This is a genomic window from Plantactinospora sp. BC1 (assembly GCF_003030345.1).
In the GTDB taxonomy this organism is placed as follows: Bacteria; Actinomycetota; Actinomycetes; order Mycobacteriales; family Micromonosporaceae; genus Plantactinospora.
Genome location: NZ_CP028158.1, coordinates 7,877,512 through 7,904,287 on the forward strand (window position 1 = coordinate 7,877,512; position 26,776 = coordinate 7,904,287).

The following is a 26,776-nucleotide window of genomic DNA, read 5'->3' on the forward strand; positions in this document are numbered from 1 at the left end:
GACGACATCTATCATCGGGTCACTTCCGTCACAGTCCTGTCTGTCGTGGTGTTCCGCTTGCGGGCACGTGCCGCAGCGCCGATCACCGCAGATCTGTCCCGGCCATTCGAGGGCCGGCGGTGGGTGCGGCCGGGGGCGGCTCAGGCAGCCGGGACGTGGGCCAGCAGGGCGCGGGCGGCGAGGCGGTAGCCGAGTGCGCCGAGGCCGACGATCACCCCGCTGGCCAGCGGGGCGAGCACGGACTCGTGCCGAAACTGTTCACGGGCCCACACGTTCGAAATGTGTACCTCGATCCACGGGCGCGGATAGCTGGCCAGTGCGTCCCGCAGGCTCCATCCGGCGACCATCAATGCGCCGGGATTCACGATCGCACCGACCGTGTCGTACGCGTCCTGCACAGCGCTCACCAGCTGGCCCTCGCACTCGTGCTGCACCCCAACTACTTTCCAGCCTCGCTCGGCCACCTCCCGACCGACGGCGGCCTCGATGTCGGCCAGCGTGTCGGTGCCGTAGATCTCGGGTTCCCGCCGCCCCAGGATGCCGAGGTTGGGTCCGTTGAGCAGAAGTAGCTCACTCACGCTCACCTCACAGGTCACAGCGTTCTGCTGCCCAACCTATGGCCGCCGGCCGGGGTGGTCGAGCTTTTGGCGAAGCCACCGCCGCGCATCGCCCGATCCAGACGATGCGACCCGGCGAAGAGCCGAATGGGTGCGCAACTTCGGGGATTCCGCAGTTGCGCCGGCACACCGTGGATTGCCGGCAGCGGCGTCGACTTTCGAATGCGCGCCGGGCGCCGGGTACCCGGAAGGTTGCTATCGTTTTCCTCCGCCGACGGCGCCCATCCGACCCCACGGTTCCCGCTACGCCGCGCCGTGGTGGCAGGGAAACGTCCGCACGGGGGGAGGGACGGGCATGAACGGTGTACCGGCCGAGGTCGCCGGCCGCGAGCCGGTCGTGGTCACCGGAACGGACGCGCGGTACGGCGAGGTGGTCCGTGGCGTCAACGCGAGGTACGTCGGCAGTCCAGAAGCGGTCTACATCGTCAATTCGACGGCGCAGGTGGCCGAGGTGGTCCAGGCGGCGGTCACCCGGGGCAAGCGGCTCACCGTGCGCAGCGGTGGCCACTGCCTGGAGGACTTCGTGTTCAACCCGGACGTCCAGGTGGTCTTGGATCTCTCCGAGATGAACCGGGTGTACTTCGACGCCGCACGCGGAGCGTTTGCCGTCGAGCCGGGCGCCACCCTGATAGACGTGTACGAGCTGCTCGACACCGCCTGGGGCGTCGCGATCCCAGCCGGAAGCTTCTACTCGGTCGGTGCGGGCGGCCACGTCGCAGGCGGCGGATTCGGGTTTCTGTCGCGGATGCACGGCCTGGCCGTCGACCATCTGCACGCGGTCGAGGTGGTCGTGGTGGATGCCGCAGGTGTGGTACGCACCGTGGTGGCGAGTCGTGAGTACGACGATCCGTACCGGGACCTCTGGTGGGCGCACACCGGCGGTGGTGGTGGAAACTTCGGCGTCGTCACCCGGTACTGGTTCCGCTCGCCGGGCGCCGTCGGGCAGGACCCCCGGTCGGTCCTGCCACGGCGGCCGACCGACATGCTGCTCAGCACCGTCTCCCTGCCCTGGCCCGAGATGACCCGCCAGAGGTTCGGCAGACTGCTGGAGAACTTCGGCGCCTTCCACGAGAAGCACAAGGATCCGGACTCGCCCTATCTGGCGGTGACCGGCGGCCTGGTGCTCACCCACCGGTCGGGCGGCCCGATCCGGTTGGACACCCAGGTGGACGGCGGCCACCCGGCGGCCGATCGGCTGCTGGAGGCTTACCTCGCCGAAATCCTGGAGGGTCTCGGCCCCGTCGTACGGCCCCGCGCCCGGCGGGTGTCCTGGCTGGCGCTGGTGCGACAACACGCCCGGGCGAACAGCGCCCAGAACGACCCGACACTGCGCGGAGACTTCAAGTCGGCGCTCATGCGTGCGGGCCCACCGGACCACCAGATCGACACGTTCTACCGCCATCTCACCCGGGTCGACATCGACAACCCGACCATCACCGTCTCGCTCGCCGGATTCGGCGGCCGGATCAACGCGGTGCGGCCGGAGGCCACCGCCTTCGCGCACCGGGACTGCTCACTGGCTCTGTTGTGGACGGTGCTCTGGCACGACCCCGCCGACGACGGCAGGTACGTCGACTGGAACCGCGAGTTCTACGGAGCGGTGTACGCGGAGACCGGCGGGGTTCCGGTGCCGAACTCCGTCACCGACGGCTGCTACATCAACGACCCGGACGCCGATGTCGCCGATCCGAGGTTCAACAGGTCCGTGACCCCGTGGCACGAGCTGTACTACAAGGACAACTATCCGGGCCTGCGTGCGGCGAAGGCGAGGTGGGATCCCCGGAACGTGTTCCGGCACCGGCTGTCCGTACAGCTGCCCTGACCGGTGCACGCCCGAGCGGCGCTCGGCCCGTGGACCCGGTCCCCACTGAGAGGACCCGACGCTTCATGTCCCAGCCCCGTGCCGCCCTGTCCTGGCTGGCGGACGCCGTGCTGTACCACATATACCCGCCGTCGTTCGCCGACTCCGACGGCGACGGCATCGGCGACCTGGCGGGAATCACCGAGCGCCTGGACCACCTGGAGTGGCTGGGGGTCGACGCGATCTGGCTCAGCCCCTGCTTCACCTCGGAGTTCGGTGACGGCGGGTACGACGTCGAGGACTACCTGACGATCGCGCCGAGGTACGGCGACAACGACGACGCGGCGGCCCTGATCGACGCCGCGCGCAGCCGGGGCATCCGGGTGATCCTCGATCTGGTGGCGGGTCACACCTCGCACCGGCACCCATGGTTCCAGGAGTCGGCGAACACTCCCGGGGATCACCGGTACATCTGGTCGGACCGCATCGCGTCGCCGGTGCGCCAGTGGGTGCCGAACCAGGGCCGGCGGGGTGGCTTCTACCGGGCCAACTTCTATCCCATCCAGCCGGCGCTGAACTTCGGCTACGCCCGTCCCGACCCGACCGAGCCGTGGCGGCAGCCCGTCGACGCCGAAGGCCCCAGGACCAACCGGGCGGCGCTGCGCGAGATCATGAGCTTCTGGTTCGATCGCGGCGTCTCGGGCTTCCGGATGGACATGGCCTACTCCCTGGTCAAGGACGATCCCGGCCACGTCGAGACGGCGAAGCTCTGGCGAGAGATCCGCGAGTGGATCGACCGCAGCTATCCGGGGTGCGCCCTGCTGGCGGAGTGGGGCGACCCGAAGACCTCCATTCCGGCCGGATTCCACGCCGACTTCTTCCTGCACTTCGCCGGTTCCGCGCTGCGGTCCCTGTGGGACAACAACACCGGCAGCCTCGGCCCCTGGAGCGACGGCGAGCCCTGCTATTTCGACCACGACGGCAGGGGCTCGATGCGGACGTTCCTGGAGGCATGGCAGGAGGCGGAGACGGCGACCCGCGGCTCCGGACTGGTCGGGCTGCCCACCGCCAACCACGACTTCTCCCGGCTGACCTGCGGACCGCGTACCCGGGACATGGTCGCGCCGGCCTTCGCCCTCCAACTCACCTGGCCCACACTGCCGGTCATCTACTACGGCGACGAGATCGGCATGCGGTACCTGCCGGGTCTGCCGGACAAGGAGGGCAGCCAGTGCGACACCCAGGCCCGGCAGGGCTCGCGCACCCCGATGCAGTGGGCTGACGGTACGAACGCCGGATTTTCCACCGCACCGGCGGCGGCGCTCTATCTGCCCGTCGACTCCGACCCGGGCCGCCCCACCGTGGCCGGCGCCCGGGCCGACGAGTCCTCGCTGCTGCACCACGTCCGGAAGCTGATCCGGCTGCGCAGACAGACACCCGCGCTCGGCAGCACCGCCCCGGTGCGGGTGCTGAATCGCGACTACCCCTTCGTCTACGCCCGGGGCGAAAGCCATCTGGTGGTCGTGAACGGTCGTGCGGAGCCGGCCAGCGCGGCGGTGGAGGTCGGCGACGTCCGGCCGCTCGCGGTACACGGAGTCGAGGTGACCAACGGGGAAGCGCGGGCGAACGGCTTCTCCTACGGAATCTTCGAGTTTTTCCGCCGGCAGTAATTCGAGGTGGGGGCGGCGACAAAATCCACGGCCGATTCTGATGGTGTCGGATCGGGGACCGACGGCGACCGACGGCCGTACGCTGGCGCCTATGACCGTCCATCTCACTCGCATCTACACGAAGGCCGGGGACAGCGGCGCCACCCGGCTGGTCAACAACGAGCAGACGCCGAAGACCCATCCCCGAATCGCCGCGTACGCCGACGTGGACGAATGCAACGCCGCCATCGGGGTCGCGCTCGCGCTGGGGCAGCTCACCGACGAGGTACGCGCTGTGCTCCGCACGGTGCAGAACGACCTCTTCGACCTGGGCGCCGATCTGGCGAACCCGGCACCGGAACCGGGCCTGCGGGTCACCGAGGCGTACGTGCAGCGCCTGGAGGGCTGGTGCGACGACTTCAACGGGCGGCTGTCCGCCCTCGACTCCTTCGTGCTGCCGGGTGGCACCCCGGGCGCCGCACTACTGCACGTGGCGCGCACGGTGGCCCGTCGCGCCGAGCGGGCGGCGTGGACGCTGGTCGAGGCCGATCCGGACCGCACCGAGACCCTCCCGGCGAAATATCTCAACCGGCTGTCGGATCTGCTGTTCATCCTGGCGAGAACGGCCAACCCCCAGGGCGACGTGCTCTGGGTTCCGGGTGCGAACCGTTGAGGAGCCGAGGTGCTTAACTGCGGAATGGCGGTTGTCGAACGTACCTCGTGCTGACAACGACAGGGCGATATTCTGGCCGTGATCACACAGCGCGGCGGCGGCCCGGGGCGAACGGATGCATTTGACGGGCACAATGCGCCGCGCAGTTGTTCGGCTGATGTGTCGAGTGGCCGGGTGTGGTCAAATTCCGTCCCGAAAGGACCAGGAGTTGGCTTCGCTTCCGCCGATCGTTTGCGCAGTGGACGACAACTTCGAACTGCCGGTCAGAGTTCTCCTCCACTCCCTCGCCGTCACGCACCGCCACTGCCTGGACGAGCTTCGGGTCGTCATCCTGCACGACGCGCTGAGCCTGGCCTCGCGGACGCGAATCCGCGCCCACGCCGAGCAGTTGGGACTGAGACTGGAGCTGGTGCAGAGCCCTCCGGTCGACCCTCGCTTTCCGGTGTGGCGGCGGTTCACGGCAGCCATCTACCTGCGCCTGAAGGTGCACGAGGTGCTCGCGGACGAGTCACGGGTGCTGTACCTGGATTCCGACCTGCTCATCATGGACGACATCCGCGAGCTCCTCACCCAGCCGTTGGACGGCTTCGCTCTCGGCGCCGTCCGCGACCCCGTGCGGCCGACCCTGGGCTGCGGGGGAGCGCTGCCGTCCTGGGACCACCTCGACTTCGCCGCGGACCGCGAGTACTTCAACTCCGGCGTCCTCCTGCTCGACCTGGACAAGTGCCGGTCGACGGGCCTCCTCGATCGGGCCTCGAAGATTCTTGCCGAGCGTCCCGAGGTCGCCCGTTTCCCCGACCAGGACGCGTTGAACTGGTCGGCCGACGACAACTGGCTCCGGCTGGACCAGCGGTGGAACACGTTCGCGATGTCGATCGTGGCCCGCCGGGCCGACTACCTGCACTCCGCGGAACACGTGGTGAGCCTGGAATCGCTCCTGCGCGCCGAGGAGGTCGCGTCGATCCTGCACTTCAGCGGCCGGAACAAACCCTGGCAGGATTCCTGCCCGCAGAGCAGGTCGCGTGACCTGTACCGGCAGCTCCTCCGAGTGGTGGAGCGTTCCGTCCGGTGACGGCGGCGGCCGGGGCGAGCTTTCTGGGTATCGACATCGGCGGGACGAAGGTCTCCCTCGGTGCCGTGCGCGGGGCGGGCCGGGCCGATGCTGCCGAGGAACGGCACGCGCTGGCCCGCTGGCGGAACCCGGCCGGGGATGTCGAGGAGGACCTGTCGGTGCTGCGGGCGCAGGTCACCGACCTTCGACGTACCACCGGATGGCAGTTCGCGGGCGTGGGCGTCGCCGTGGCGGCGACCCTGGACGCGGACGGCCGTGTCGTCGCGTGGCCGAATCGACCAACCTGGACCGGTCTCGACCTGCTCCGGGAGCTCCGCTCGCTCTTTCCGCAGGCCAGGGTCGTCTGCGGCGACGACGGATCCCTGGCCGCCGTGGCCGAGGCCAGGGCGGTGGACGCGACAGACATGGTGTACGTCGGTGTCGGCACCGGCGTCGGCGGCGGAATGATCGCCGGAGGCCGCCTGGTGCCGGGTCTGTCCCGGGGCTCCTGCGAGCTGGGACACCTGATCGTGAACCGCGACGGTGCCCGGTGTGCCTGCGGCCGGCGGGGCTGTCTGCAAGCCGAGTCGTCGGGGCCGGCGACGCTGTCGCGAGCCGCCGCCGCCCGGGGGAAGGCCACCACCTTCGACGAGCTTCGCGCGGGCTACGCAGACGGTGCGGCCTGGGCCGTGGCGGCGGTGCGGCACAGTTGCGCGGCCCTGGCAGCCGCGCTGGCCGGCGTGGGTGAACTGTCGAGACCCGCTGCGCACATCGTGGGTGGCGGATTCGCCGCGGGGATTCCCGGCTTCGTCGCCGAGGTTGCCCGGCACGCCGCCACACTGTCCCGGCCCGGACATCCGGTCGCACCCGTCCGCTCCGCCCGATTCGGCGCGGAGTCCTCCCTCCGCGGAGCCATCGTCGCGGCAACGGGCGAACTGCGGGACCACGCCGTGACAACCGGGAGCGACGCGACCGGGTGATCGTGCGGGTCGTGCGGCCGTCCTCGACCCGTCGGTCAGCTCGATACCGACGAGTGGTGTTCCAGGCGCTGTGCGATGTCCGCCCAGGCCGCCGCGCAGTGCCGGGCCAACCGGGCGATGACCGGCAGGCAGTGTGGCGGTACCGCTGCTACCAGTCCTACGGGCAGGGTCTCGCCGACCAGGTATCTGTCCAGCCAGCGCAGCACGGCACGCCCCGAATCGGTGTACCGCAGGGACGGGTCCCGACGCAGCCCCTCCAGGATCGACTGCGGGTCGAGGACCTCGTCGTCGCGGTACGGGCGGGCGGATCGCGACCGGCGTACCGGACGCGACCCGGGCGAGCCGTCCCCGGGTACCCGATGGGCTTCCAACTGGGTCGCGGTCATCGGGCTGTCGCCGCGGCGCAGCCGCTCCCGAACGTCACGAACCGTGGCTGGTGCGATGCCGGCGGCCCGGGCCACCTCCCGGAGCGACGCCTCGGGACGAGCGGCGAGGATGTCTCCGGCGAGCTGCCGCCCGGTGGCCCCGTCGATCGGGCGTACCCGGCCGTCCTGGCCGATCCTCCTCGGCTGGGCGTCGTCCACGGTGCGCTGACGTAGCGCCCCGACGGTCTTGTCCGACAGGCCCACCGCCCGGGCGACCCGGCGGTCGGACCAGAGCGGATAGCAGTTCATGATCCGGACGGCGGCGGCCTTCCGATCGGCCAGCGAGAGCGCCAGGCCGTGACTGATGTTCTCGGTCACCGCCCGGACGAAGGCCGCGTCGTCGTCGCCGTCGAAGTACTCGACCGGCACATGGGTCTTTCCCTGGTACCGGGCGGCGAGCAGGCGGTGCATTCCGTCGATGACCCGCATCGACCGGCGGTGTACGAGGATGGGTGGCAGCTCCGCGCCGGACTCCAGGAGTATCGCGACGTGCGCCTGGTCGACGCCGTCGAGCCGGGGCGAGTCCGCCGGATGCAGCGAATCGACGGGGATCAGCGCTGTTTCCAGGTCGCCGAGCTGCGGCACCGCCGCTACGACCGGTTTCGTCTGCACACTGGACACCGTGGACGTCCCTCCTGACGATCGCCGGAACGAAAGCCCATCGCTGGGCCGCGTACCACTTCAACCCGTCCCGCATCCGTCGGCAAGGTCACGGCTTCCGGATCGATGTCCCCAGTTCACGGGGCTGAAACCGGAGCACCGCTCCGCCATATGATCGAAAGCCGCGGAAGCCTTACCGAATCGCATGAGGGGTGTGGCCGTAGCTGTGGCGGGTATCAGCGTGGTAACCCCTACCCTGGGCAATCCGGAACTGGTGGAGGAACTGCTCAGGTCGACGGTGCTGGCCGGACGCACGGCCGGGGTGCCCTGGGAGCACATCGTCGTCGACTCGACGCCGGGCGCGGCGGGCCAGTTGATGGCGCAGATCTGCCGGCGGCATGGTGCCAGCTATCTGCGCGGGCCGGATCGGGTGGGCGCGAAACGCAACCTGGGTGCCCGATCGGCGGCGTACGACATCGTCGCCTTCGTCGACTCGGACTGTACGGTGGTACCCCGGTTCTTCACGGCGCACCTGGCCGCGTACCGGGAGCAGCCGGATGTCGGCGGCGTCGCCGGTCCGACCGACCTGCACGGGCCGGACGACACGTTCGCGCTGCGCGCCCTGCGACGCGCCCGGCAGTACCGAAGCTGGTTCGAACGCGACCTGTCGTGGCCGCGCCGGTATGCCGAGATGGGCTGGAGCACGACGTCCAACCTCTCCGTGCGCGCCGACGTGTTCCGCGCCGTCGGCGGTTTCGACGAACGGACGCTGACCGTCGTCGGCGGCGAGGACGTCGACTTCGGGATCCGCGTCCGGAAGGCGGGCCACCGCATCGTCACCAGCCCCGAGGCCGTGGTCCTGCACACCACGATGACGGCCACCCGGCTCGGCCGCGTCGCCCGGCGAGTCTTCCGCTACGGCCAGGCCGAGGGTTGGCTCTGCCAGCGCCACCCGGAGCTGACCGCCCCGGACTATCGGAATCCTTTCGTCATCGCGGCAGCGGCGGGCGTCGCCGGTCTGGTGCTCTTCCCGCGCGCGCCACGGGCCCGGCAGGCGGCGGTCGCGGCACTCGCCGTGCTGGCGGCCCGGGAGGTGGCGAGCAGGCACGAGCGGGGCAGCGGCGCCGTGGGCGTCGTCCACGACTCCGTATGCACCGGACTCGACATGGTCTTCGACGCGGGAAAGGTGGCGGCGGCCGTCCAGCAGCGCCGGCCCGGCGACCTCTTCCGACGATTCCGCTACGTGCAGGACCGGTGGTTCGTCGCAAGGGAAGACGCCCGGTAACACCTCCGGAGAGGTCAGGGGTACGTCACGCCGATCTGGGCACGGATCGTGTCGAGAACTCCCATCACCTCAAGCGTCGTGGCGTGTGAGACCAGCGGGCTCTCGACCAGCCCCTCGTGCAGACAACGGTGCACCTCTGCCGCCTCGAACTGGTACCCGTTGCCCTCGAACGGCAGGGCGATCTCCTCCGGTGCCGCACCGTCGCGGTCCAACACCAGCCCGGACGGCCGGTGGCACGGGCGCGGCAGCGTGATCCGGCCGCGCGTGCCGGTGATCGACGCCGTGTTCGGCGTGCCACCCAGCAGGCCGCAGCTCAGCGTCGCCAGCGCCCCGGTGTCGTAGCCGAAGACCATGCCGGTGTTCTCGTCGACGCCGTCGCCGCTCAGCGCGGCCCACGCCCGGATGTGCGCCGGAGCACCGAGTACCAGATGCGCGATGGTTATCGGGTAGACGCCCATCTCCAGCAGGGCTCCGCCGCCGAGCGCCCGGGCGCGCAGCCGGTCCGCCGGATCGGGTGGCGCCGCGAACCCGAAATCCGCGACCACGGCGGCCACCTCGCCGATCGCGCCCTCGGTGACGAGATCGCACATCCGCCGAACGGCCGGATTGCAGCGGGTCCACATCGCCTCCATCAGGAAGAGACCGCGCTCGCGGGCCAGGTCGACGAGTTCCGCGCTCGTCGCGCGGTCCAGGGTGCAGGGCTTCTCGCACAGCACCGCCTTGCCCGCCTCCAGGCAGGTCGTCGCGGCGGCGTGGTGCACCGCGTGCGGGGTCGCCACGTACACGACGTCCACCTCCGGGTCGGCGGCCAACGCCGCCCACGAGCCGTGCGCGCGACCGATGCCGTGCCGGGTGGCGAACGCCTGCGCCGCGTCGTGGGTGCGGGAGCCGACGGCCACCACCTCGGCATCGGGCAGGAGGCGCAGGTCCTCGGTAAACCTTCCCGCGACTCGGCCCGTGCCGAGGATTCCCCAGCGGGTACGTCCAGTCATGGCTCGCATCGTAGGTGCCGCCGGTGCGTCCGCAGAGATGGCAACGGATGCACATTTTCCTTGAATCCGGTGTCGGACAAGGTCGTGCCGACGTCCGATGTGGAAAGTTATCCATTGGCCGTTCTGCGGATGCTCAACCGCGTACCGGCCTTGCGGTCGCTCGCGGCCGTTGGAAGAATTCGACTCGTCCCGGTGACGTCATCGGAGCAACGGCCGCCGGCGAACCGGGAATGCGGCGGGGCCGGACGGCGCCTCGATCGTGACGGCGGCTCGGGTCAACTCGGCCTTGTTGCCGAGCTTCAACTTCACCCGGACCCGCTTCACGTACGTGTCCACGGTGTGCGGGCTGATCCCCAGTCGTCGGGCCACCTGGTTGTGGGTCAGGCCCTCGGCGATCTGCTGGAGCACCTGGCGCTCACGCGGTGACAGCGTGATGCCGTCCCGTTCCGGACCGTCGGCTCCGGCGTCCTGCCGATCGACGGTGGACCAGAACTCACCGCCTCGGGCCACCGTCCGGACGGCGGTGACCAGGCTGTCGGCCGGCGCGCGGCGTTCGATGAACCCGGCCGCGCCAGCGGCGAGGTATCTCCGCAGCACCGCGGGCCCGGGTGAGGTGCCCACCACCAACACCGCCGTGATCCCGGTCGCGTCGGCGACGAAGTCCGCCAGGCTGATGTCTCCGGTCGCGGACGGGTCGACCAGTACCAGATCCGCCTCCCGCGCGGGCTTCGGATCTGTCGCCAACGGCTGGTGTTCGAGTACCCGGAATCCCTGGGCGGTCAGGATCGCCGTCAGCCCGCGAGTGAATATGGGGCAGCTGTCAATGACCTCTACCTTGAGCACCCGCTCTCCTCCAATGCCCTCCGTAGGAGTGGTGGTCAATCTGGGCCGGAGGTGTACCCGATGGATATGGACTCACACGCTGCGTAATGACTAGGGTGCGCAATCCAACGACGCCCGAGGTACGCCTACGACATCGGCGAGCAGCTCCGGCCAGTGCTGAGGCGAGACTACCCGGGGGCCACTCGCCGCAATGTCACTGAATTTCGCCACATGAGGGCGGCGGCGTCCGGGAATACCCGGCGTACCCGCATCGGACCTGCCGGGACACCGGTTTGAAGCAGTTATGAAGTCGCCATCGGCCAGGCTGGTTGGGTCGGCGACGTGACCCGAGAGTCGGATCGACCAGACGTCGACTTGCGGTACGACGTGCCGCGACATGCGGCTGTCGTTGTTACGGGGGGAGGCGACAAGGTGCGTGTCGCGATCGTGGAATCCTGCGAAATCTATCTGCACGGTCTCGTTGCGGCGCTCAGCGAGGCGGGAATGACGGTGGTCGAGGCGCGGGGGTCCTTTTCCGGGACCACAGAGCCGTCGGCGGACGTGGTGATCATCGGGGCGGAATCGGCTGTCGAACCGGGCCTCGAAGAGGCGACAGCCCGGATCGCCCGAACGACCCCGGTCCTCGTACTCACCGCCCGGGACAGCACCTCGACCGTCGAGCGGCGGCTGGCTGGCATCGTCGGAGTACTGGATCGAGACGCCGCCGTGGAAGTACTGCTCGACGCCATCCGGGCCGTCGGGGAGGGCAGCCGTCCACCGTCCACCGCGGGGACTCGGCCAGCGGGCAGCGCGGCCGAGGACGACACCTCCGTAGCGGTGGCGGGGCGCGGCGTACTCTCGGTGCGCGAATACGAGGTGTTGAGACGTATCGCCGAGGGCCGTACGCAGCGCCAGATCGCCCGCGCCTTCGGGATCAGCCACCACACTGTCGACAGCTACGTGCGACGGATCCGGGCAAAGCTCGGCCTGGGCAACAAGGCCGAGCTGACCAGGGCAGCCGTGCTCGGTCACCTCACCCCCGACACCCGCCGGCCCGACCAGTCCGACTCGTCCCAGCCATGCCCCTCCAGGTGAACCGGCCAGACCCAGCGGTGTCACACCCGCCAGCGGTGTCCGGCCAGCGACGTGGCCGGAGCGACGATCCGACATTTCGATGACCAGAGCCGGGCGTACCGCGATCATCCAGTTCGTCGCGTCGTTTGCGCCGGCGGCCCGGTGAGTCGATCTGGCCGACAGGCAGCGGCTGCGGCCACGGCGCAGCGGTTAGCATGACCGTCATGGCGACCGTCGAGCTGAATGAGTTGATCGTCGCGGACGCTGATGCACTGCGCGCGTGGTTGTCGGTCAACCACGCCACGTCGCCCGGCGTCTGGCTCGCCCTCACCAAGAAGGGCGGCACGGTCACCACCCTGTCCTGGCAGCAGGCGGTCGACGAGGCTCTGTGCTTCGGCTGGATCGACGGGCAGGCCCGTAAGCGGGATCAGGAGAGCTCCTGGATCCGGTTCACCCCTCGCCGGGCCCGCAGTTCCTGGTCGCAGCGGAACGTCGCCCACGTGGCCCGGCTGGAGGCGCAGGGGCGGATGCTGCCTCCGGGCCGCGCCGCGGTGGAAGCCGCGAAGGCGGACGGGCGGTGGGCGGCGGCCTACGCCCCGTCATCGGAAGCCGAGGTGCCAGCCGACCTCCTCACCGCCATCGCGGCCGACCCCGCCGCACAGGCCATGTTCGAGGTACTCACCAAGACCAACCGGTTCGCCCTCATCCACCGGGTCAACGCCGTCAAACGAGCGGAGACCCGTGAGCGCAAAATCTGCGAGTTCGTCGCCATGCTGGCCCGCCACGAGACGATCTACCCGCAGAGGGCCAAGCCGCCGGAGTCGCAGTAACCGACACTGTCATGGTTTTTTCGAGGTACCCGACCGTCGAGCCGTCATTCTCGGCTCCGACAGATCGCGGTGATCGGAGTCGCCCCGGCGGGAGAAACTACGTCGTCCTCGGGCAGCCGTTGACACCGTACCCCGGGTCCCAGTTGTTCACGTCGAGCTTGGTCCTGCGGTGGAAGCGTGGGGATCCGATGGCCGATGGTGCCGGTGCCAGCCTGGCCGCAGGCCCAGCACACCGAACCGTCGGTACGGATGAGCGTGCCTGCTAGACCATTGATCGAGCGCGGCGCCCGGTGGGCGACCGAGCACGGTCCTGGACATGTCTCACCCGTTTCGATCCGAGTGTCGACCGGGTAGGTGAGGGCATGGATCGCAAGGTGGTCACGGTGTTGCTCGCCGCTTGGGAACGACCCGACTTCCGGGCTGGCCTGCGGCACCTGATCGATCTTGACGAGGTGACGTCTCTGCTCGCCGCGCTGGCTGTCGACGATCAGGACGACGAGGTGCGGCGCCGGATCATGGAGCTTCTGTCGTCGGCGCTGGAGACAGCGGAGATTCGCGGGGCAATCCTGCTGTTGATCGAGACGGACGACATCCGGCACAGCCTTGCCGCCGCGATCTCGGAGAAGCTCGCCGACCGTCCGGGTCTCGCGTCGTCGATCCGGTCTGCTCTGGACGATCCCGCCGTCCGCGCCGAGATCCGCGACGCTCTTGAGTCGCAGGGGATGCGCACCCTGGTCTGGAAGGCAGCGGAGGATGAGTTTCGCGGCCGTCGACTGACGCTGGTCAAGGAGGCGACGTTGTTGCTCCTGCGGCACCGTCCCGCCCGCCGCCTGGTCTGGGCGTTGCGGCGGCATGGCGTCATCCGTGAGTTGCGCCGCAGGCCGGCGAATACCTGACTGCGAGGGGCAGCCGCCATCCGCGTACGCGGCCATGGTTGTGCCGGGACGTCGACAGCGGTGGCGCGGCTACCGTCGATGCACGGCGTAGGTCAGGTGCGTCACCCGCGGCGACGGCTCCGAACGGACCGGCTCCAGCGCCACGCGGCCCGCGTCCACGCCTTCGAACAGGCGGATTCCGGAGCCGAACAACACGGGCGACAGCGCGATCGAGAACTCGTCGATCAGGCCGGCGTTCACGTACTCCAGGATTGTCGCGCCGCCGCCCGCGATGCGGACGTCTCGGTCGCCGGCGGCCTCGCGGGCCTGGTCGAGCGCGGACTCGATGCCGTCGTTGACGAAGTGGAAGGTGGTCCCGCCCGGCCGCTCCCAGGCGTCACGCTTCTCGTGCGTCAGGACGAACACCGGCGTGTGGAACGGCGCCTCCTCTGGCCATGCCTGCTCGCCGGCGTCGAACATCCGCTTACCCATCACGCTCGCGCCGGTGCGCTCGAACGTCTCCCGCACGATGTCGTTGTCGCGCCCTTCCTCACCGCCCCCGCCGAGCTTCAGGTTCTCCCGGAAGAACCGCTGTGGAAAGATCCACCGTTGCAGTTCCATCCACTGCCGCCCCCTCAGGTCGCCGAGGGACTGGGGTGCGATGAACCCGTCCAGCGACATCGACACGCTGAAGAACACCTTCCCGGCCATCAGCTCTCCGCTCCCTTCCGAACGATCTCGGTGACATAGGTAGCCAGGTTGCTCAGGGTCTGCTGGCCGCCCTCGATCGCGTGGTACTTCTCGACCGCCTGGTCGCGCAGTTCCTTGGTGGGAAACACCGTGCGCATCTCGATCCGGGTCGCCGCCCCGTCGGGCGTGAACGTGAGGATCGACTCGAAGGCGTTCGGGTCGGTGCGGGACTCGCCGTGCAGCAGCGTGATTCCCTCCGGCGGGACGATCTCGGTCCAGGTGATCCACTCCTGGTAGTCCGTTCCGTCCGGTCCGTGCATCACGAAGTCCCACTCCCCGCCGGTGCGGAACTCGAAGGACCGCGTGGTGGTGGTGAACCCCTCCGGACCCCACCACCGCGACAGGTGCCGCACCTCGGTGAACGCCTCGAACACCAGCTCCCGTGGGGCGTCGATGACCCGGGAGATCACGATCTCGCGGTCGGCCGTTGCGGACTGCTCCGGCGTTCCTCGTCCCATTGCACTCATCAGCTATTCCTCCTTTGCCTGTTTCAGGTCCTGCACGTACGCGTCCAGTCGGTCGAAGCTCTCGTTCCAGAACCGCTCGAACCCGCCGGCCCACTCGTGCACCGGTCGCAGCCCCCGGGCGTCCAGGCCGTAGAGGCGCTGCTTGCCCGCCCCGCGGACCCGTACCAGCCCGACCTCCCGAAGCACCCGCAGGTGCTTGGACGCCCCCGGCTGGGTCATCCCCAGCGCCCGGGCCAGGTCGGTCACCGGCCGCTCACCCGCCCGCAGCAGTACGAGGATCTCTCTGCGCTGCGGCTCGGCGATCGCGTTGAAGACGTCCGACGTCGTCGCTGCTCGTGCCATGGCAGCCATCATATTCCCATAACAGAATACGTCAAGTCGGATGGCGCCCTTCCCCCGGCGCCGTCCGGATGCCACCGGCGTCGTGCAGCAGCACGATCGCTCCCGGATACGGGACCGGGCAGTGCGTTTGTGGGCGCAGCCACCACGGCGGCGATCTGGTTGCGGAGAAGACCACCGAGGGCGGCGCCCACCAGCACCGAAAGGGTCCCGGCGAGGACGATCCACCCGCCATCGGGATCAGCTGTGCCGTCGTGAGCGCGGGGCCCGGATGGTGCGAGGCGAGGATCGGTACCCCGAGAGCGAATGACGCTCCCGTCGTGAGTACGGCCAGGCCCAGTCCGACGACCACCGTCGCGCCCAGCCATGCGGCGGCGACGGTGCCGGGGTCGCGCCCGGAGCCGGCCCACCGCCCGTCGACACCCTCGATAGTCGGCAGCCGAGCCAGATACCTGGCGACCAACCTGACGAGGTTCTTCGACACCGGCGCGGAGAGACAGGGCCACGTCGCTCCTGGCGCCTGACCGGGCGGCCCCGGCCTCGTCCAGTTCGCTGTCCGCTCCGCACCCGACGGCGCCTCAGAGAGTGTTGTGATACCTCGGCGTGACCTTTGCTGACTCTTTGGACGAAGATCACTTCTGTGTCGTTGTGTTTGTAAACCGGCGTACGAGTCGTCGCTGACTGATCGGCAGTGGGCGGTGATCGAGCCAAACAAGGACTCAGCAAGAAAGAGATCATGCGCTGCCTCAAGCGCTACATCGTCCGCGAGGTCCACACCGCCCTCCTCGCCGACTTCACCGCCCTCAACACCCCTTGACTTCCATAGGAGCATCCCCGCCACCGACCTCGGCACCGGCTCGGGCAGCGGGCCCGCGCCGAGCCGGCCCGTCGGCTCGCACACGCCCACCTCCGGCGGGCTGGCCAGGGCGGCCCTGCCGTACGCCGACGCGATCGGCTCCGAGGTGGTGCAGGTCTATGTCGGCAACTCGCGGGGCTGGGCGCTGCCACCCGGCGACCCCGGACAGGACGCGGCGTTCCGGGCCGGCTGCGCCGAACGCGGGCTGCTGACGTACATCCACGCGTCGCTGCTGGTGAACCTCGGCTCGCCCACCCCGGCGACCGTCGAGAGGTCGGTGGCGACCCTGGCGCACGCGCTGGACCGGGGTGCCGCGATCGGTGCCGCCGGGGTGGTCTTCCACGCCGGCAGCGCGGTCGACGCCGGGCACGCCGAGGCGGCGATGCGACAGGTACGCGAGGCACTGCTGCCGCTGCTCGACTCGGCGGCGGCCAGCGGCGGGCCGAAGCTGCTGGTGGAGCCGAGCGCCGGTGGCGGGCGTTCGCTGGCCTCCCGGGTCGAGCACCTGGCGCCCTACCTCGGCGCCGTCGACTGGCACCCGTGGCTCGGTGCCTGCTTCGACACCTGCCACGCCTGGGCGGCCGGGCACGACCTGGCCCGGGAGGGCGGCATGCGCGAGACGCTGGACACCCTGGTCGAGGTGATCGGGGCGGACCGGCTGTGGCTGGTCCACGCCAACGACTCGCGGGACCTCTGCGGCTCGACCCGGGACCGGCACGAGACGATCGGCAAGGGCAGCATCGGCGAGTCCGCCTTCGCCGAGCTGATGACCCATCCGGCGACCGCCGGCATCCCGGTGGTGGTCGAGACGCCGAGCGAGAACCACGGGCACGCCGACGACATCGCCACCCTCAAACGCTTCCGCCCCTGACCTCGGCCCCGCTCCGTTTGGGTGCCGGGTCGGGCGCGGCGTAGCGTGGCGGCGGTGAGACGGGGCGTGCAAGGCGTGCTGCCGCCGGTCGGGCTGCTGCTGGTCGGGCTGCTGACCGCGCTGGTGGCGGCGGCCGGCTGCGGCGGCCCGGCGGGTGCCCCGGCCGGCAACGCGACCGGCCCGGCCGGCAACGCGAGCGACCCGACCGGCGGCGCGGACACCTCGACCGGCGGGGCGGGCGCGGCACGCACCCCCGCCGGGCCGACGACGAGCCGGCCCGGCGACCCGGCGACCACCGCCCCGGCGTTCGGGCACGAGATCTCCACGGTCACCGCCGCCGACCTCGGCCAGAGCTGGCGACCCGGCTGCCCGGTCGGCCCGGACCAGCTCCGGCGGATCCGGCTCGGCTACTGGGACTTCGACGGCCGGCCCCGGGTCGGCACGATCGTCGTACACCGGTCGGTCACCGCCGAGGTGGTCGAGATCTTCGCCACCCTCTACCGGGAACGCTTCCCGATCCGGCGGCTACAACCCGTCGACGCGTACGCCGGCAGCGACGACCGGTCGATGGCCGACGACAACACCTCCGGCTTCAACTGCCGCCGGGCGGTCTCCACGGGCGCGGCGAAGTGGTCCGCGCACGCGTACGGGAAGGCGATCGACGTCAACCCGGTGGAGAACCCGTACCTGATCGACGGTCGGGTCCTGCCACCCGCCGGAGCGACGTACCGGGACCGCTCCGGCCACCGCCCCGGGATGGCCGTCCCCGGTGGCGTACTGGTGGAGGCGTTCGCCGCCGCCGGCTGGGAGTGGGGCGGGCGGTGGCGCTCCCCCGACTACCAGCACTTCACCCGCACCGGCGGCTGACCCCGCATCGGCGACCGAGCCGCGCCGGGCGGGACAGGTGGGACAGGTTGGCCGGTCAGCGCCGGAACAGCTCGGTGAGCACCTCGACGGCCCGGTCCACCCCGGCGTCGTCCAGGTCGTGGTGGGTCACCAGCCGGGCGGTGCGCGGGCCGAGCACCGAGACGAGTACGCCCCGGTCCCGGGCCGCCGCGCCCAGCTCGGGAGCGTCGAACCCGCACTTGGTCAGGTCCAGCGGAACGATGTTGGTGCGTACCGGGCCGGCGAGTACCCCGAACGGGGCGAGCGCGTCGGCGAGCCGGGCCGCCCGGACGTGGTCGGAGGCGAGGCGCCGCACGTGGTGCCGGAGCGCGTACCGGCCGGCGGCGGCGAGGATCCCCGCCTGGCGCATCCCGCCACCCATCCGCTTGCGGATCACCCGGGCCCGGGCGATCCGTTCCGCGCTGCCGACCACCAGTGAGCCGACCGGCGCGCCGAGCCCCTTGGAGAGGCAGACCGAGAGGGTGTCGAAGAGCGCGCCGTAGCTTGCCAGCGGCACCCCGTCGGCGACGTGCGCGTGCCAGATCCGGGCGCCGTCGCAGTGCAGCCCGATCCCGGCCTCGTCGGCGACCCGGCGCAGCTCGCCGAGGGTGGCCAGCGGGATGACCCCGCCACCGCCCCGGTTGTGGGTCTGCTCGACCGCGATCGCCCGGGTCGGCACCGCGTGGTACCCGTCCGGCCGGATCATCGCCGCGACCACCTCGGGGTCGACGTCGGCGCCGGCCGGCGACCAGGTCCGGGTGGAGACGCCGCCGATCGCGGCGGCGGCGCCGATCTCGTACGTCACCACGTGCGCGTCGGCGTCGCAGAGCAGTTCCTCGCCGGGCGGCACCAGCAGCTGGATGGCGATCTGGTTGGCCATCGAGCCGGTCGGGGCGAAGAGGGCCGCCTCGTGCCCGAAGAGCGCGGCGACCTCGGCTTCGAGGGCGTTGACGGTCGGGTCCTCGGCGTAGACGTCGTCGCCGACCTCGGCCGCGGCCATCTCGGCGCGCATTCCCGGGGTGGGTCGGGTGACGGTGTCCGACCGGAGGTCGACCGGGGCCGGGGTGGAGCTGGGTTGGTCAGCCACGAAGCATCTCCGCTACCAGGAAGGCGAGTTCCAGCGACTGCTGGGTGTTGAGCCGGGGGTCGCAGGCGGTCTCGTACCGGTCCGGCAGGTGGATGTCCTCGATCGCCTGCGCACCGCCGAGGCACTCCGTGACGTCCTCGCCGGTCAGCTCGACGTGCAGGCCGCCGGGGTGGGTCTCCAGCGACCGGTGCACCTCGAAGTAGCCGAGCACCTCGTCGACGATCCGGTCGAAATGCCGGGTCTTGTAGCCGTTGGACGACTCGTGGGTGTTGCCGTGCATCGGGTCGCACTGCCAGACGACCTTGGCACCGGCGGCGGTGACCTTCGCCACGATCGGCGGCAGCACCTCGCGTACCCGGCCGTTGCCCATCCGGCTGATCAGGGTGAGCCGGCCCGGGATGTTCTCCGGGTTCAGCTTCTCGCACAGCTCGATCGCCTCGTCCGGGGTGGTGGTCGGGCCGAGCTTGACCCCGATCGGGTTGGCGATCCGGGAGATGAAGTCGAGGTGCGCCCCGTCGAGCTGCCGGGTGCGCTCGCCGACCCAGAGGAAGTGCCCGGAGAGGCCGTACGCCCGGCCGTCGGAGACCCGGGTCAGCGCCCGGTCGTACTCCAGGGCCAGCGCCTCGTGCGAGCAGTAGAGGGTGACGGTGCGCAGCGCCTCGTCCTCGGTCAGCCCGCAGGCCCGGATGAAGGCGAGCGCCCGGTCGATCTCCCGGGCGATCGCCTCGTAGCGCTCACCGGCCGGGGAGTTCTTGACGAAGCCCTTGTTCCAGTCGTGCACGGCGTGCAGGTCGGCCAGCCCACCGGCGAGGTACGCCCGGAGCATGTTCATCGCGGCGGCCGAGTTCGCGTACGCCCGGATCATGCGCTGCGGGTCGGCGACCCGCGCCTCCGGTACCGCCTCCAGCGAGTTGATCATGTCCCCCCGGTACGCCGGCAGCCCCCGCGCGTCGGTCGGCAGCGAGCGCGGCTTGGTGTACTGCCCGGCCACCCGGGCCACCTTCACCACCGGCAGCGACGCCCCGTAGGTCAGCACCACCGCCATCTGGAGCAGGGTCCGGGCGTTGGCCAGCAGGTGGCTCTCGGTGTTGTCGGTGAAGGTCTCGGCGCAGTCGCCGCCCTGGAGCAGGAACGCGCGCCCCTCGCAGACCAGCGCCAACCGCGCCCGGAGCTGGTCGACCTCGTAGGGCGCGACGATCGAGGGCACGTTCTGGAGGATCTTGCAGACCCCGTCCACCACCGCCTGGTCCGGCCACGGCGGGGTCTGGGCCCGGGGCAGTCCCCGCCAGCGGTCCAGGCCGAGCGCCTCGTCCTCGGCGGAGTCCTCGGTCGGCCGGCTGGTCTGCAACGCGGTGTTGCCCACGGCGGGATAGCTCAACTGGTGCCACTCATGGCGCATGTCAGAAAGCGTACGGCGGGACCCGCACCGCGCCGGGAGCGAGGGGCGCCCGTCCGCTTCGTGGGAGCCCGCGAGCGGCAGCCCGCGCCACCGGAGGAGATGATCGGGCCGGCTCGGTCGACAGCACCGGCCGAGGTGCTCAGGTCGGCTCGGTCGGCGAGCCGGACGGGGCCGGGGTGTGGCCGCCGATCGTCTCCTTGGCGATGCACCACTGCCCGTCCGCCCGGGCGACCGTGAAGAGGACCTTGGTCGGGGTGGACTTGCCGCCGACCTTGACCGTGATCGAGGTACTCACGTCCTGGTCGGCGCCGTTGGCCCGGACGTCGGTGATCGTCGCCGCCGGCACCGAGAAGTGCTTGGCGAAGTCGCCGTTCGGGCCGGTGGCCGCCTGGTCGAAGGACTCCCGCAGCGGCTCGCAGAGCTGTTCCCGGCCGTCCGCGACGCTCTTCGCCTTCATCGCGTCCAGATATGCCTGCACCCGCTCCCGGGCCCGCTGCGGCCCCTCGTCCGGGGTCGGGGTGGGCTCGGCGCCCTGCCCGGCGAGCCCGTCGAACGCGCCGCAGCCGGCCAGGCCCAGCGGCACCGTCGCCAGCACCGCGACCACGCCGACCACCCGTCGCCGTACGCCGACCATCGCGCTCCTTCCACCGAGGGGGTTCCCACCCTAGTCGAGCCGCCGCCGACCGACCCGCCCCGACGCCCCGGCAGCACGGGGCAACCGACGCCCCGGCAGCGGGGGGCGCCCGGCCGGCGCCGGACTCAGGGCCGCGCCGGTTCCGGGGTACGGGTACGGGGGTCGGCCGGGGTGCGCAACCCGGGGCGGAGCAGGAGGGTGACCAGCAGGGAGAGCACCGCCATCACGGCCATGGCGGCGCCGACCGGCAGATGCTCGGCGACGGTACCGGCCAGCGCCGCCGACACCGCCTGCATGGTCAACATCCCCGAGGAGTGCAGCCCGAGCGCCTGGCCGCGCATCTGCACCGGGGTGAGGTCGACGAGGCGCTGCTGGAGCAGCACCCCGGCACCGAACCCGGCCGAGGCCACCGCGACGGCGAGCGCGGCCACCGACAGCGGGATCGGCAGGGCGAAGAGCAGGTACGGCAAGCCGAGCGACAGTTGCAGCGGCGTGACGAGCCGATGCCGCCACCGGGCCGGGACGAACCGGCCGACGATGGTGTCCCCGGCGAGCATTCCGAGGGCACCGGCGACGAAGAGCACCCCGGCGGATTCCGGGGCGTACGGGATGAACAGCGCCTCGCAGCCGACGACGAGCCCGTTCGGCAGCCACAGCGCGAGGTAGACGTACCGTCGGGCGGGTGTCGCCCAGAGCGTGGCGTTGACCTGCCAGGTCCGCCGGATCGACGGCCGGCCGGACGCCCTCGGCGGGCGGCGGGGCAGGCCGAACCGGGCGACCAACGCGGCGCCCAGGTGCAGGCCGGCGCCGATCAGCAGCACCTGGCGCGGCGCGACGACCGCGAGCAGGGCGCCGCCGAGCGCGAAGCCGCTGATCTGCATCGCCCCGACCGACATGTTCATCACCGACCGGCCGAGCAGGTAACCGCCGTCGGGCAGGATCTCGCCGAGCAGCCCCCAGCGGACCCCGCCACCCATCGAGCCGGCCAGCCCCATCAGCCCGATCACCACGAACATGGCCCAGATCGGCATGCCGGGTAGGGCCATCGTGACGCTGCCGGCGCAGAGGAAGAGCTTGACGCTGACCAGCGCGGCGCGCGGCGGCACCCGGTCGGCCATCGAGAGCAGGGTGGTGGCGCCGAGCATCTGGGCGAAGGAGGGGCCGAAGAGGCTGAGCGCGGCGAGCAGCGGTGACCCGGTGGCGGAGTACACCAGGGTGCCGAGGGCGAGCCCGTTGACGGTGCCCGCCGCGACCTGGGCGGCGGTGGCCAGGAAGAGGGGACGGAATTCGGGGACCCGGAACAACTCCCGATAGGTACGCACGGACGGCAGTCTGGGTGCGCCCTCCGGCGAGCCGTTACCTTTTCACGTGCAGACGAAACCGGAGTCGAACGGAACCGGAGGTGGTCGGCGTGGGGCTCTGGCGGCTCGACGCGGACGTGCTGGCCCGCAGCCGGTTCGCCCTCTCCCCGCTGGTCGAGACGGTCGCGGTGCTCAAGATGCTGGACGGGCATCCGACGCTGCCCGGTCAGCGGGCCTGGGTCGACGCGCACTCGGCCGCCTACCGCGCCCGGTTGGCGGCGGACCCGTTCGCCGTCGCCTTCGTCCGGAGCGCCTTCCCGCCCCGGTGGCTGCCCGACTTCCTCGGCACGCCGACCGGCTTCCTCGGCGGCCGCGCCGACGCCGCCGGGACCCCGGCCGGTGACGCCGAGGAGATCTTCGCCGCCGAGCTGCGCCGGATCCGCGCCGTGCCGGCCGAGGCGGCCCGCGCCGACCTGGCGACCGGGCTGCGCGGGCCGGTCCCCGCCGAGCTGCGCGGCGCCGACCTGCCGGAACGGGTCGCCGAGCTGCTGGACTGGGTCTGGCGCGGCATCCTGCGCCCGGACTGGCCGCGCCGGCAGCGGCTCTTCGAGGCCGACATCGTGTCCCGGACCCACCTGCTCAGCTCGGGCGGCTGGGCCGCCGCGCTGGACGGGATGCGGCCGGGGATGCGCTGGCTGGGGCAGGGACAGCTCCAGATCAACACGTACGACCTGCCGCCGCAGGATCTCGGCGACGGTGGGCTGCTCTTCGTGCCGAGTACCTCTCCCCGGGGCTGGGTCGGCACCGAGATCCGGGGTGGCGGCGGTTCCGGCACCTCGCACCGGCACACCGTGGTCTATCCGTGCCAGGGACTCCTGGCCGATCCGGCCCGGGCCGCCCCACCGGCGGCGCTCCGCCGACTGCTCGGCCCGGTCCGGGCGGAGATCCTGGCACGGCTGGACTCGCCGACCAGCACCACCGGACTGGTCGCCGCGACCGGACACGGGCTGGGCTCGGTCGGCGGGCATCTGCGGGTACTGCTCGACGCCCAGCTCGTGCGGCGGCGCCGCTCCGGGCGGTACGTGCTCTACTTCCGCACCGCCGACGGTGACCGGCTGGTCCGGCTCAGCCGGCGGTCCGAGGAGCAGACCGCCGGCTGAGTTGCCCCGGTCGGAGGGCCGGGTGTTGCCGGGCCGGAGACCCTAGTCGAGCAGGGCGGTCACCGTGCCGGCGGCGACCGTCCGGCCGCCCTCCCGGACGGCGAAGCCGAGCCCGACGTCCATCGCGATCGGCTTGCCCAGCTCGACCGTGATCGTCACGGTGTCACCGGGGGCGACCTGGGGCAGTTCGCCCAGGTCCACCGCGCCGACCACGTCGGTGGTGCGGAAGTAGAACTGCGGCCGGTAGTTGGCGTGGAACGGGGTACGCCGACCGCCTTCGGCGGTGGTCAGCGCGTAGAGCTGGGCGGTGAACCGGCGGTGCGGCGTGACGCTGCCCGGCAGGGCCACCACCTGCCCCCGCTGCACCTGGTCGCGCTTGACCCCGCGCAGCAGTACGGCCGCGTTGTCACCGGCCTGCGCCGAGTCCAGCGACCTGCCGAAGGTCTCCAGCCCGATCGCCACGGTCGACAGGGTCGGGGCGAGCCCGACCACCTCGACCGGGTCACCGGCGCGCAACGAGCCGCGCTCGACCGCTCCGGTGACCACGGTCCCCCGGCCGGAGATGGTCAGCACGTTCTCGATCGGCATCAGGAACGGCCGGTCGAGTTCGCGCGGCGGCACCGGGACGTACCGGTCGACCGCGTCGAGCAGCTCGGCGATGGACCCGACCCAGGCCGGGTCGCCTTCGAGGGCCCGCAGCGCGGAGACCCGCACCACCGGTACCTCGTCGCCGGGGAAGCCGTACTCGCTGACCAGCTCCCGTACCTCCAGCTCCACCAGGTCGAGCAGTTCGGGGTCGGTGACCGCGTCCGCCTTGTTCAGCGCCACCACCAGGTACGGCACGCCGACCCGTTGGGCGAGCAGCACGTGCTCCCGGGTCTGCGGCATCGCGCCGTCGAGCGCCGAGACGACCAGGATCGCCCCGTCCACCTGCGCCGCTCCCGTGATCATGTTCTTCACGTAGTCGGCGTGGCCGGGCATGTCGACGTGCGCGTAGTGCCGAGTGGCGGTCTCGTACTCGACGTGCGCGATGGTGATGGTGATGCCCCGGGCGACCTCCTCCGGCGCCCGGTCGATGCCGTCGAAGGCGACGAACCGGTTGACCGACGGGTCCCGGTCGGCGAGCACCTTGGTGATCGCGGCGGTCAGCGTGGTCTTGCCGTGGTCGACGTGTCCCATCGTGCCGATGTTGAGGTGCGGCTTGGTGCGTACGAACTGGCTCTTGGCCATGAGACTGTCCTCATTGGAGAGTCGGGGTCGGCGGGCGACGAACGCGGGCGGGTGCCAGACCGCGAGAGGGAAGAACCGCGCCAGAACCGCGCATCCGGTGCGCCAGAAAGGGCGGCACCGGGAATCCGGGCCACCCTCCTCCGTGGGTTCTGCTGGTGCGGGAGGAGGGTCAGCCTCGCGCGCCGCTATCCAGCCGGCCAGGCTGGTGCGACTGCGCCGACGTCACGCACACGGCGGCGGGACCCAGCAGGACGAACCCTGCGGGCCACCCGAACCCAGCCGCGCCGAACATGACGATCACGCTAACCCCCAACATCCCCGTGCGCGAGCGATATTCCCGGGGGTGGGTCGGGGCGACTACCAGCCCCCGAGCAGTGAGAAGGGACACCCTGGCGGAGGGGGTGGGGGGTCTCTACGGTCGACAGCGGTCGAGTACTGGAAATAAACCTTACGGAGGACGGGTGCGGGCCGTAGGGGCGTGGTGGCGTGACACGGTCGGCGGGTTGCCGGCGGTCTTCTGGTACCTCTGGTCGGGGTTGCTGATCAACCGGGTCGGCGCGTTCGCGATGCTCTTCCTGCCGCTCTACCTCACCGACGCGCGCGGGGCGAGCGACGCGCTCGCCGGTCTGGTGGTCGGGGCGTACGGGCTCGGCGGGGTGGCCGGGGTCCTGCTCGGCGGCGTACTCGCCGACCGCTGGGGACGGCGCCGCACCCTGCTCTGGTCGCACCTGGCCGCGTCGGCGCTGATGGCGAGCATGGCGGTGGTGACGAGCCTGCCGGCGATCGCCCTGCTCGCCGCGCTGGTCGGGATCGCCCACTCGATGCCGGGCCCCGCCTTCGTCGCCGCGATCGTCGACGTGGTGCCGGCGGCCCGCCGCTCCCGCGCGTTCAACCTCCAGTTCTGGGCGTTCAACCTCGGCATGGCGGGCGCGTCGGCGCTGGCCGGGCTGCTCGCCGAGGCGAGTTATCTGGCGCTCTTCCTGGTCGACGCGGCGGCCACCCTCACCACCACGGTCATCATCGCCTGGAAGGTGCCGGAGACCCTGGTCCGGGCGGTGCCGGGGGCGTCAGCCGGTGCCGGGGAAAGTCCGCCGGTCCGCCGGGCCGGGCTACGCACCCCGCTCACCGACCGGATCTTCCTGGTCTTCGTCGCGCTGACCTTCGCGCACGCCGTGATCACCGCACAGAACTCGACGGTGATGCCGCTGGCGATGCGCGCCGACGGCCTCAGCTCGTCGGCGTACGGGCTGGTCGTGGCGCTCGGCGGACTGTTCATCGTGATCGGTCAGCTCTTCGTGCCCCGGCTGATCGACGGTCGCCGCAAGCACCGGGTGCTGGCCACCGCGCTGGGCCTGGCCGCCTTCGGGTACGCCGGACTGGCCGTCGCCGACGGGCTGCCCGGGTACCTGCTGGCGGCGCTGGTCTGGACGGTCGGCGCGATGCTCGCGGCACCGCCGAACGCGGAGATCAACGCCGAGTTGGCGCCGCCCCGGCTGCGTGGCCGCTACCAGGCGGTCTTCTTCCTCACCTTCCCGGCCGCGGCCTTCGTCGCCCCGGCGGTCGGCGGGGTGAGCTTGCAGTATCTCGGCGACGGCCACTGGCTGGCGGTCGGCGGGCTCGGCCTGCTCGCGGTCGCCGGCCACCTGCTCGCCGGTCCGCCCCGGGAACGCCGGGTGGCTCGCGTCGCCGCATCGGCCGTGCTGATCAACGAACCGGTTCGGGACTGATCGCGGCGGCCGGGCGTTGACCCGCGACGGTACGGCGGTCGTGGCAGCCGTACCGTCGCGCGGGTCTCTCAGCGGGCGAGCGCCTTCTCCAACTGGGCCTTGGACATGCTCGACCGGCCCTTGATGTTGCGCTTCTTCGCCTCGTTGTAGAGCTGCTCCTTGGTACGCCCCTGGGCGCCGGTGTGCGACCGCTTGCCGCCCCGGTGCCCGGAGGAGACATCCTTGATCGACGAGCGGCTGGCGGTCTTCGACTCGCCGGCCCGGGCGCGTTCCTTGTTGACCGTCCGGGCCGCGATCTCCTCGGCGCGCTCGGTCGACTCGCCGCGCTTCTTCGCGCTGGCCTTGATGTGCTTGTACTGGCGTTCCCGCTTCGGACTCGACCCTGCGGGCATGACG

General features: G+C 71.2%; 26 protein-coding genes. 13 read left to right on the plus strand and 13 right to left on the minus strand.

All coding sequences use genetic code 11. From position 1 onward, the window contains the following. Positions 1–140: 140 nt before the first annotated feature. Positions 141–578: a type II 3-dehydroquinate dehydratase gene (locus C6361_RS34540; RefSeq protein WP_107271365.1), complete on the minus strand. Its 438-nt coding sequence runs from the start codon at positions 576–578 to the stop codon at positions 141–143. 334 nt (positions 579–912) lie between these two features. Between C6361_RS34540 and C6361_RS34545 the strand changes: the two genes are divergently transcribed. From C6361_RS34545 to C6361_RS34565, 5 genes are all read left to right on the plus strand, one after another. After that, complete coding sequence (locus C6361_RS34545) at positions 913–2,439, plus strand: FAD-binding oxidoreductase (protein WP_107270385.1); 1,527 nt, start codon at positions 913–915, stop codon at positions 2,437–2,439. 65 nt (positions 2,440–2,504) lie between these two features. Further along, positions 2,505–4,088: an alpha-amylase family glycosyl hydrolase gene (locus tag C6361_RS34550; protein WP_107270386.1), complete on the plus strand. Its 1,584-nt coding sequence runs from the start codon at positions 2,505–2,507 to the stop codon at positions 4,086–4,088. Between the two features lie 91 nt (positions 4,089–4,179). Further along, positions 4,180–4,740 carry a cob(I)yrinic acid a,c-diamide adenosyltransferase gene (locus C6361_RS34555; RefSeq protein ID WP_107270387.1) on the plus strand — a complete coding sequence of 187 codons (561 nt, stop codon included), beginning with the start codon at positions 4,180–4,182 and terminating at the stop codon, positions 4,738–4,740. 238 nt (positions 4,741–4,978) lie between these two features. After that, positions 4,979–5,812, plus strand: a complete 834-nt coding sequence (locus tag C6361_RS34560) for a glycosyltransferase family 8 protein (RefSeq protein ID WP_159079627.1) — start codon at positions 4,979–4,981, stop codon at positions 5,810–5,812. Continuing rightward, positions 5,809–6,771 (plus strand): ROK family protein, encoded by a 963-nt coding sequence (locus C6361_RS34565; RefSeq protein ID WP_234359186.1) that lies wholly within the window; start codon positions 5,809–5,811, stop codon positions 6,769–6,771. Before C6361_RS34560 ends, C6361_RS34565 begins: the two co-directional genes overlap by 4 nt. Before the next feature lie 35 nt (positions 6,772–6,806). Here the strand turns inward: C6361_RS34565 and C6361_RS34570 are convergent, their stop codons facing one another. Further along, positions 6,807–7,817, minus strand: a complete 1,011-nt coding sequence (locus tag C6361_RS34570; RefSeq protein WP_107270390.1) for a ParB N-terminal domain-containing protein — start codon at positions 7,815–7,817, stop codon at positions 6,807–6,809. Between the two features lie 220 nt (positions 7,818–8,037). Between C6361_RS34570 and C6361_RS34575 the strand changes: the two genes are divergently transcribed. Next, positions 8,038–9,081 (plus strand): glycosyltransferase, encoded by a 1,044-nt coding sequence (locus C6361_RS34575; RefSeq protein ID WP_159079628.1) that lies wholly within the window; start codon positions 8,038–8,040, stop codon positions 9,079–9,081. 14 nt (positions 9,082–9,095) lie between these two features. On the opposite strand, the gene C6361_RS34580 is transcribed toward C6361_RS34575, so the two are convergent. Further along, entirely contained in the window at positions 9,096–10,073 is a 978-nt protein-coding gene (locus C6361_RS34580; RefSeq protein WP_107270393.1) for a Gfo/Idh/MocA family protein, read from the minus strand. A 198-nt stretch (positions 10,074–10,271) separates the two neighbouring features. Next, positions 10,272–10,916 (minus strand): response regulator transcription factor, encoded by a 645-nt coding sequence (locus C6361_RS34585; RefSeq protein ID WP_199853156.1) that lies wholly within the window; start codon positions 10,914–10,916, stop codon positions 10,272–10,274. 321 nt (positions 10,917–11,237) lie between these two features. On the opposite strand from C6361_RS34585, the gene C6361_RS34590 reads away from it, so the two are divergent. From C6361_RS34590 to C6361_RS34600, 3 genes are all read left to right on the plus strand, one after another. After that, a complete protein-coding gene (locus C6361_RS34590; protein ID WP_234359187.1) occupies positions 11,238–11,990 on the plus strand; it encodes a response regulator transcription factor in 753 nt (250 codons plus the stop codon). 203 nt (positions 11,991–12,193) lie between these two features. Further along, positions 12,194–12,799, plus strand: coding sequence for a YdeI family protein (locus C6361_RS34595; RefSeq protein ID WP_107271368.1), 606 nt, complete (start codon positions 12,194–12,196; stop codon positions 12,797–12,799). A 362-nt stretch (positions 12,800–13,161) separates the two neighbouring features. Further along, positions 13,162–13,695 (plus strand): hypothetical protein, encoded by a 534-nt coding sequence (locus tag C6361_RS34600; protein WP_107270395.1) that lies wholly within the window; start codon positions 13,162–13,164, stop codon positions 13,693–13,695. Between the two features lie 69 nt (positions 13,696–13,764). On the opposite strand, the gene C6361_RS34605 is transcribed toward C6361_RS34600, so the two are convergent. From C6361_RS34605 to C6361_RS34615, 3 genes are read right to left on the minus strand one after another with little or no spacing between them, the layout of a single operon-like run. Next, positions 13,765–14,385, minus strand: a complete 621-nt coding sequence (locus C6361_RS34605; protein ID WP_107270396.1) for a dihydrofolate reductase family protein — start codon at positions 14,383–14,385, stop codon at positions 13,765–13,767. After that, a complete protein-coding gene (locus C6361_RS34610) occupies positions 14,385–14,891 on the minus strand; it encodes an SRPBCC family protein (protein WP_107259989.1) in 507 nt (168 codons plus the stop codon). The genes C6361_RS34605 and C6361_RS34610 overlap by 1 nt, the downstream gene beginning before the upstream one ends. A gap of 3 nt (positions 14,892–14,894) precedes the next feature. Further along, positions 14,895–15,233: a helix-turn-helix transcriptional regulator gene (locus C6361_RS34615; protein WP_107271369.1), complete on the minus strand. Its 339-nt coding sequence runs from the start codon at positions 15,231–15,233 to the stop codon at positions 14,895–14,897. Between the two features lie 827 nt (positions 15,234–16,060). Between C6361_RS34615 and C6361_RS34620 the strand changes: the two genes are divergently transcribed. Together C6361_RS34620 and C6361_RS34625 are read left to right on the plus strand one after the other, a co-directional pair. Beyond that, positions 16,061–16,957: a deoxyribonuclease IV gene (locus C6361_RS34620; RefSeq protein ID WP_107271370.1), complete on the plus strand. Its 897-nt coding sequence runs from the start codon at positions 16,061–16,063 to the stop codon at positions 16,955–16,957. A 54-nt stretch (positions 16,958–17,011) separates the two neighbouring features. Then, positions 17,012–17,824 carry a M15 family metallopeptidase gene (locus C6361_RS34625; RefSeq protein WP_199853157.1) on the plus strand — a complete coding sequence of 271 codons (813 nt, stop codon included), beginning with the start codon at positions 17,012–17,014 and terminating at the stop codon, positions 17,822–17,824. Positions 17,825–17,879: 55 nt separating this feature from the next. Here the strand turns inward: C6361_RS34625 and C6361_RS34630 are convergent, their stop codons facing one another. The 4 genes from C6361_RS34630 to C6361_RS34645 form a co-directional block, all read right to left on the minus strand. Continuing rightward, on the minus strand, positions 17,880–18,929 hold the full coding sequence (locus C6361_RS34630) for a low specificity L-threonine aldolase (protein WP_304598517.1): 1,050 nt from the start codon (positions 18,927–18,929) through the stop codon (positions 17,880–17,882). Next, positions 18,922–20,328, minus strand: a complete 1,407-nt coding sequence (locus C6361_RS34635; protein ID WP_107261471.1) for a class II 3-deoxy-7-phosphoheptulonate synthase — start codon at positions 20,326–20,328, stop codon at positions 18,922–18,924. The genes C6361_RS34630 and C6361_RS34635 overlap by 8 nt, the downstream gene beginning before the upstream one ends. A 139-nt stretch (positions 20,329–20,467) precedes the next feature. Then, positions 20,468–20,962 carry a hypothetical protein gene (locus C6361_RS34640; RefSeq protein WP_107270398.1) on the minus strand — a complete coding sequence of 165 codons (495 nt, stop codon included), beginning with the start codon at positions 20,960–20,962 and terminating at the stop codon, positions 20,468–20,470. Positions 20,963–21,087: 125 nt separating this feature from the next. Beyond that, positions 21,088–22,284 carry an MFS transporter gene (locus C6361_RS34645; RefSeq protein WP_107270400.1) on the minus strand — a complete coding sequence of 399 codons (1,197 nt, stop codon included), beginning with the start codon at positions 22,282–22,284 and terminating at the stop codon, positions 21,088–21,090. A gap of 89 nt (positions 22,285–22,373) precedes the next feature. Here C6361_RS34645 and C6361_RS34650 point away from each other — a divergent pair, with 89 nt between their 5' ends. Continuing rightward, positions 22,374–23,423: a helix-turn-helix transcriptional regulator gene (locus C6361_RS34650; RefSeq protein ID WP_107261476.1), complete on the plus strand. Its 1,050-nt coding sequence runs from the start codon at positions 22,374–22,376 to the stop codon at positions 23,421–23,423. A gap of 42 nt (positions 23,424–23,465) precedes the next feature. On the opposite strand, the gene tuf is transcribed toward C6361_RS34650, so the two are convergent. Next, entirely contained in the window at positions 23,466–24,653 is a 1,188-nt protein-coding gene (gene tuf / locus C6361_RS34655; protein WP_107261478.1) for an elongation factor Tu, read from the minus strand. A 461-nt stretch (positions 24,654–25,114) separates the two neighbouring features. Between tuf and C6361_RS34665 the strand changes: the two genes are divergently transcribed. Further along, positions 25,115–26,380, plus strand: coding sequence for an MFS transporter (locus tag C6361_RS34665; protein ID WP_107270404.1), 1,266 nt, complete (start codon positions 25,115–25,117; stop codon positions 26,378–26,380). A 68-nt stretch (positions 26,381–26,448) separates the two neighbouring features. Here C6361_RS34665 and C6361_RS34670 read toward each other — a convergent pair whose 3' ends face one another. Then, positions 26,449–26,772: a plasmid stabilization protein gene (locus tag C6361_RS34670; protein ID WP_101367209.1), complete on the minus strand. Its 324-nt coding sequence runs from the start codon at positions 26,770–26,772 to the stop codon at positions 26,449–26,451. Positions 26,773–26,776 lie beyond the last annotated feature (4 nt).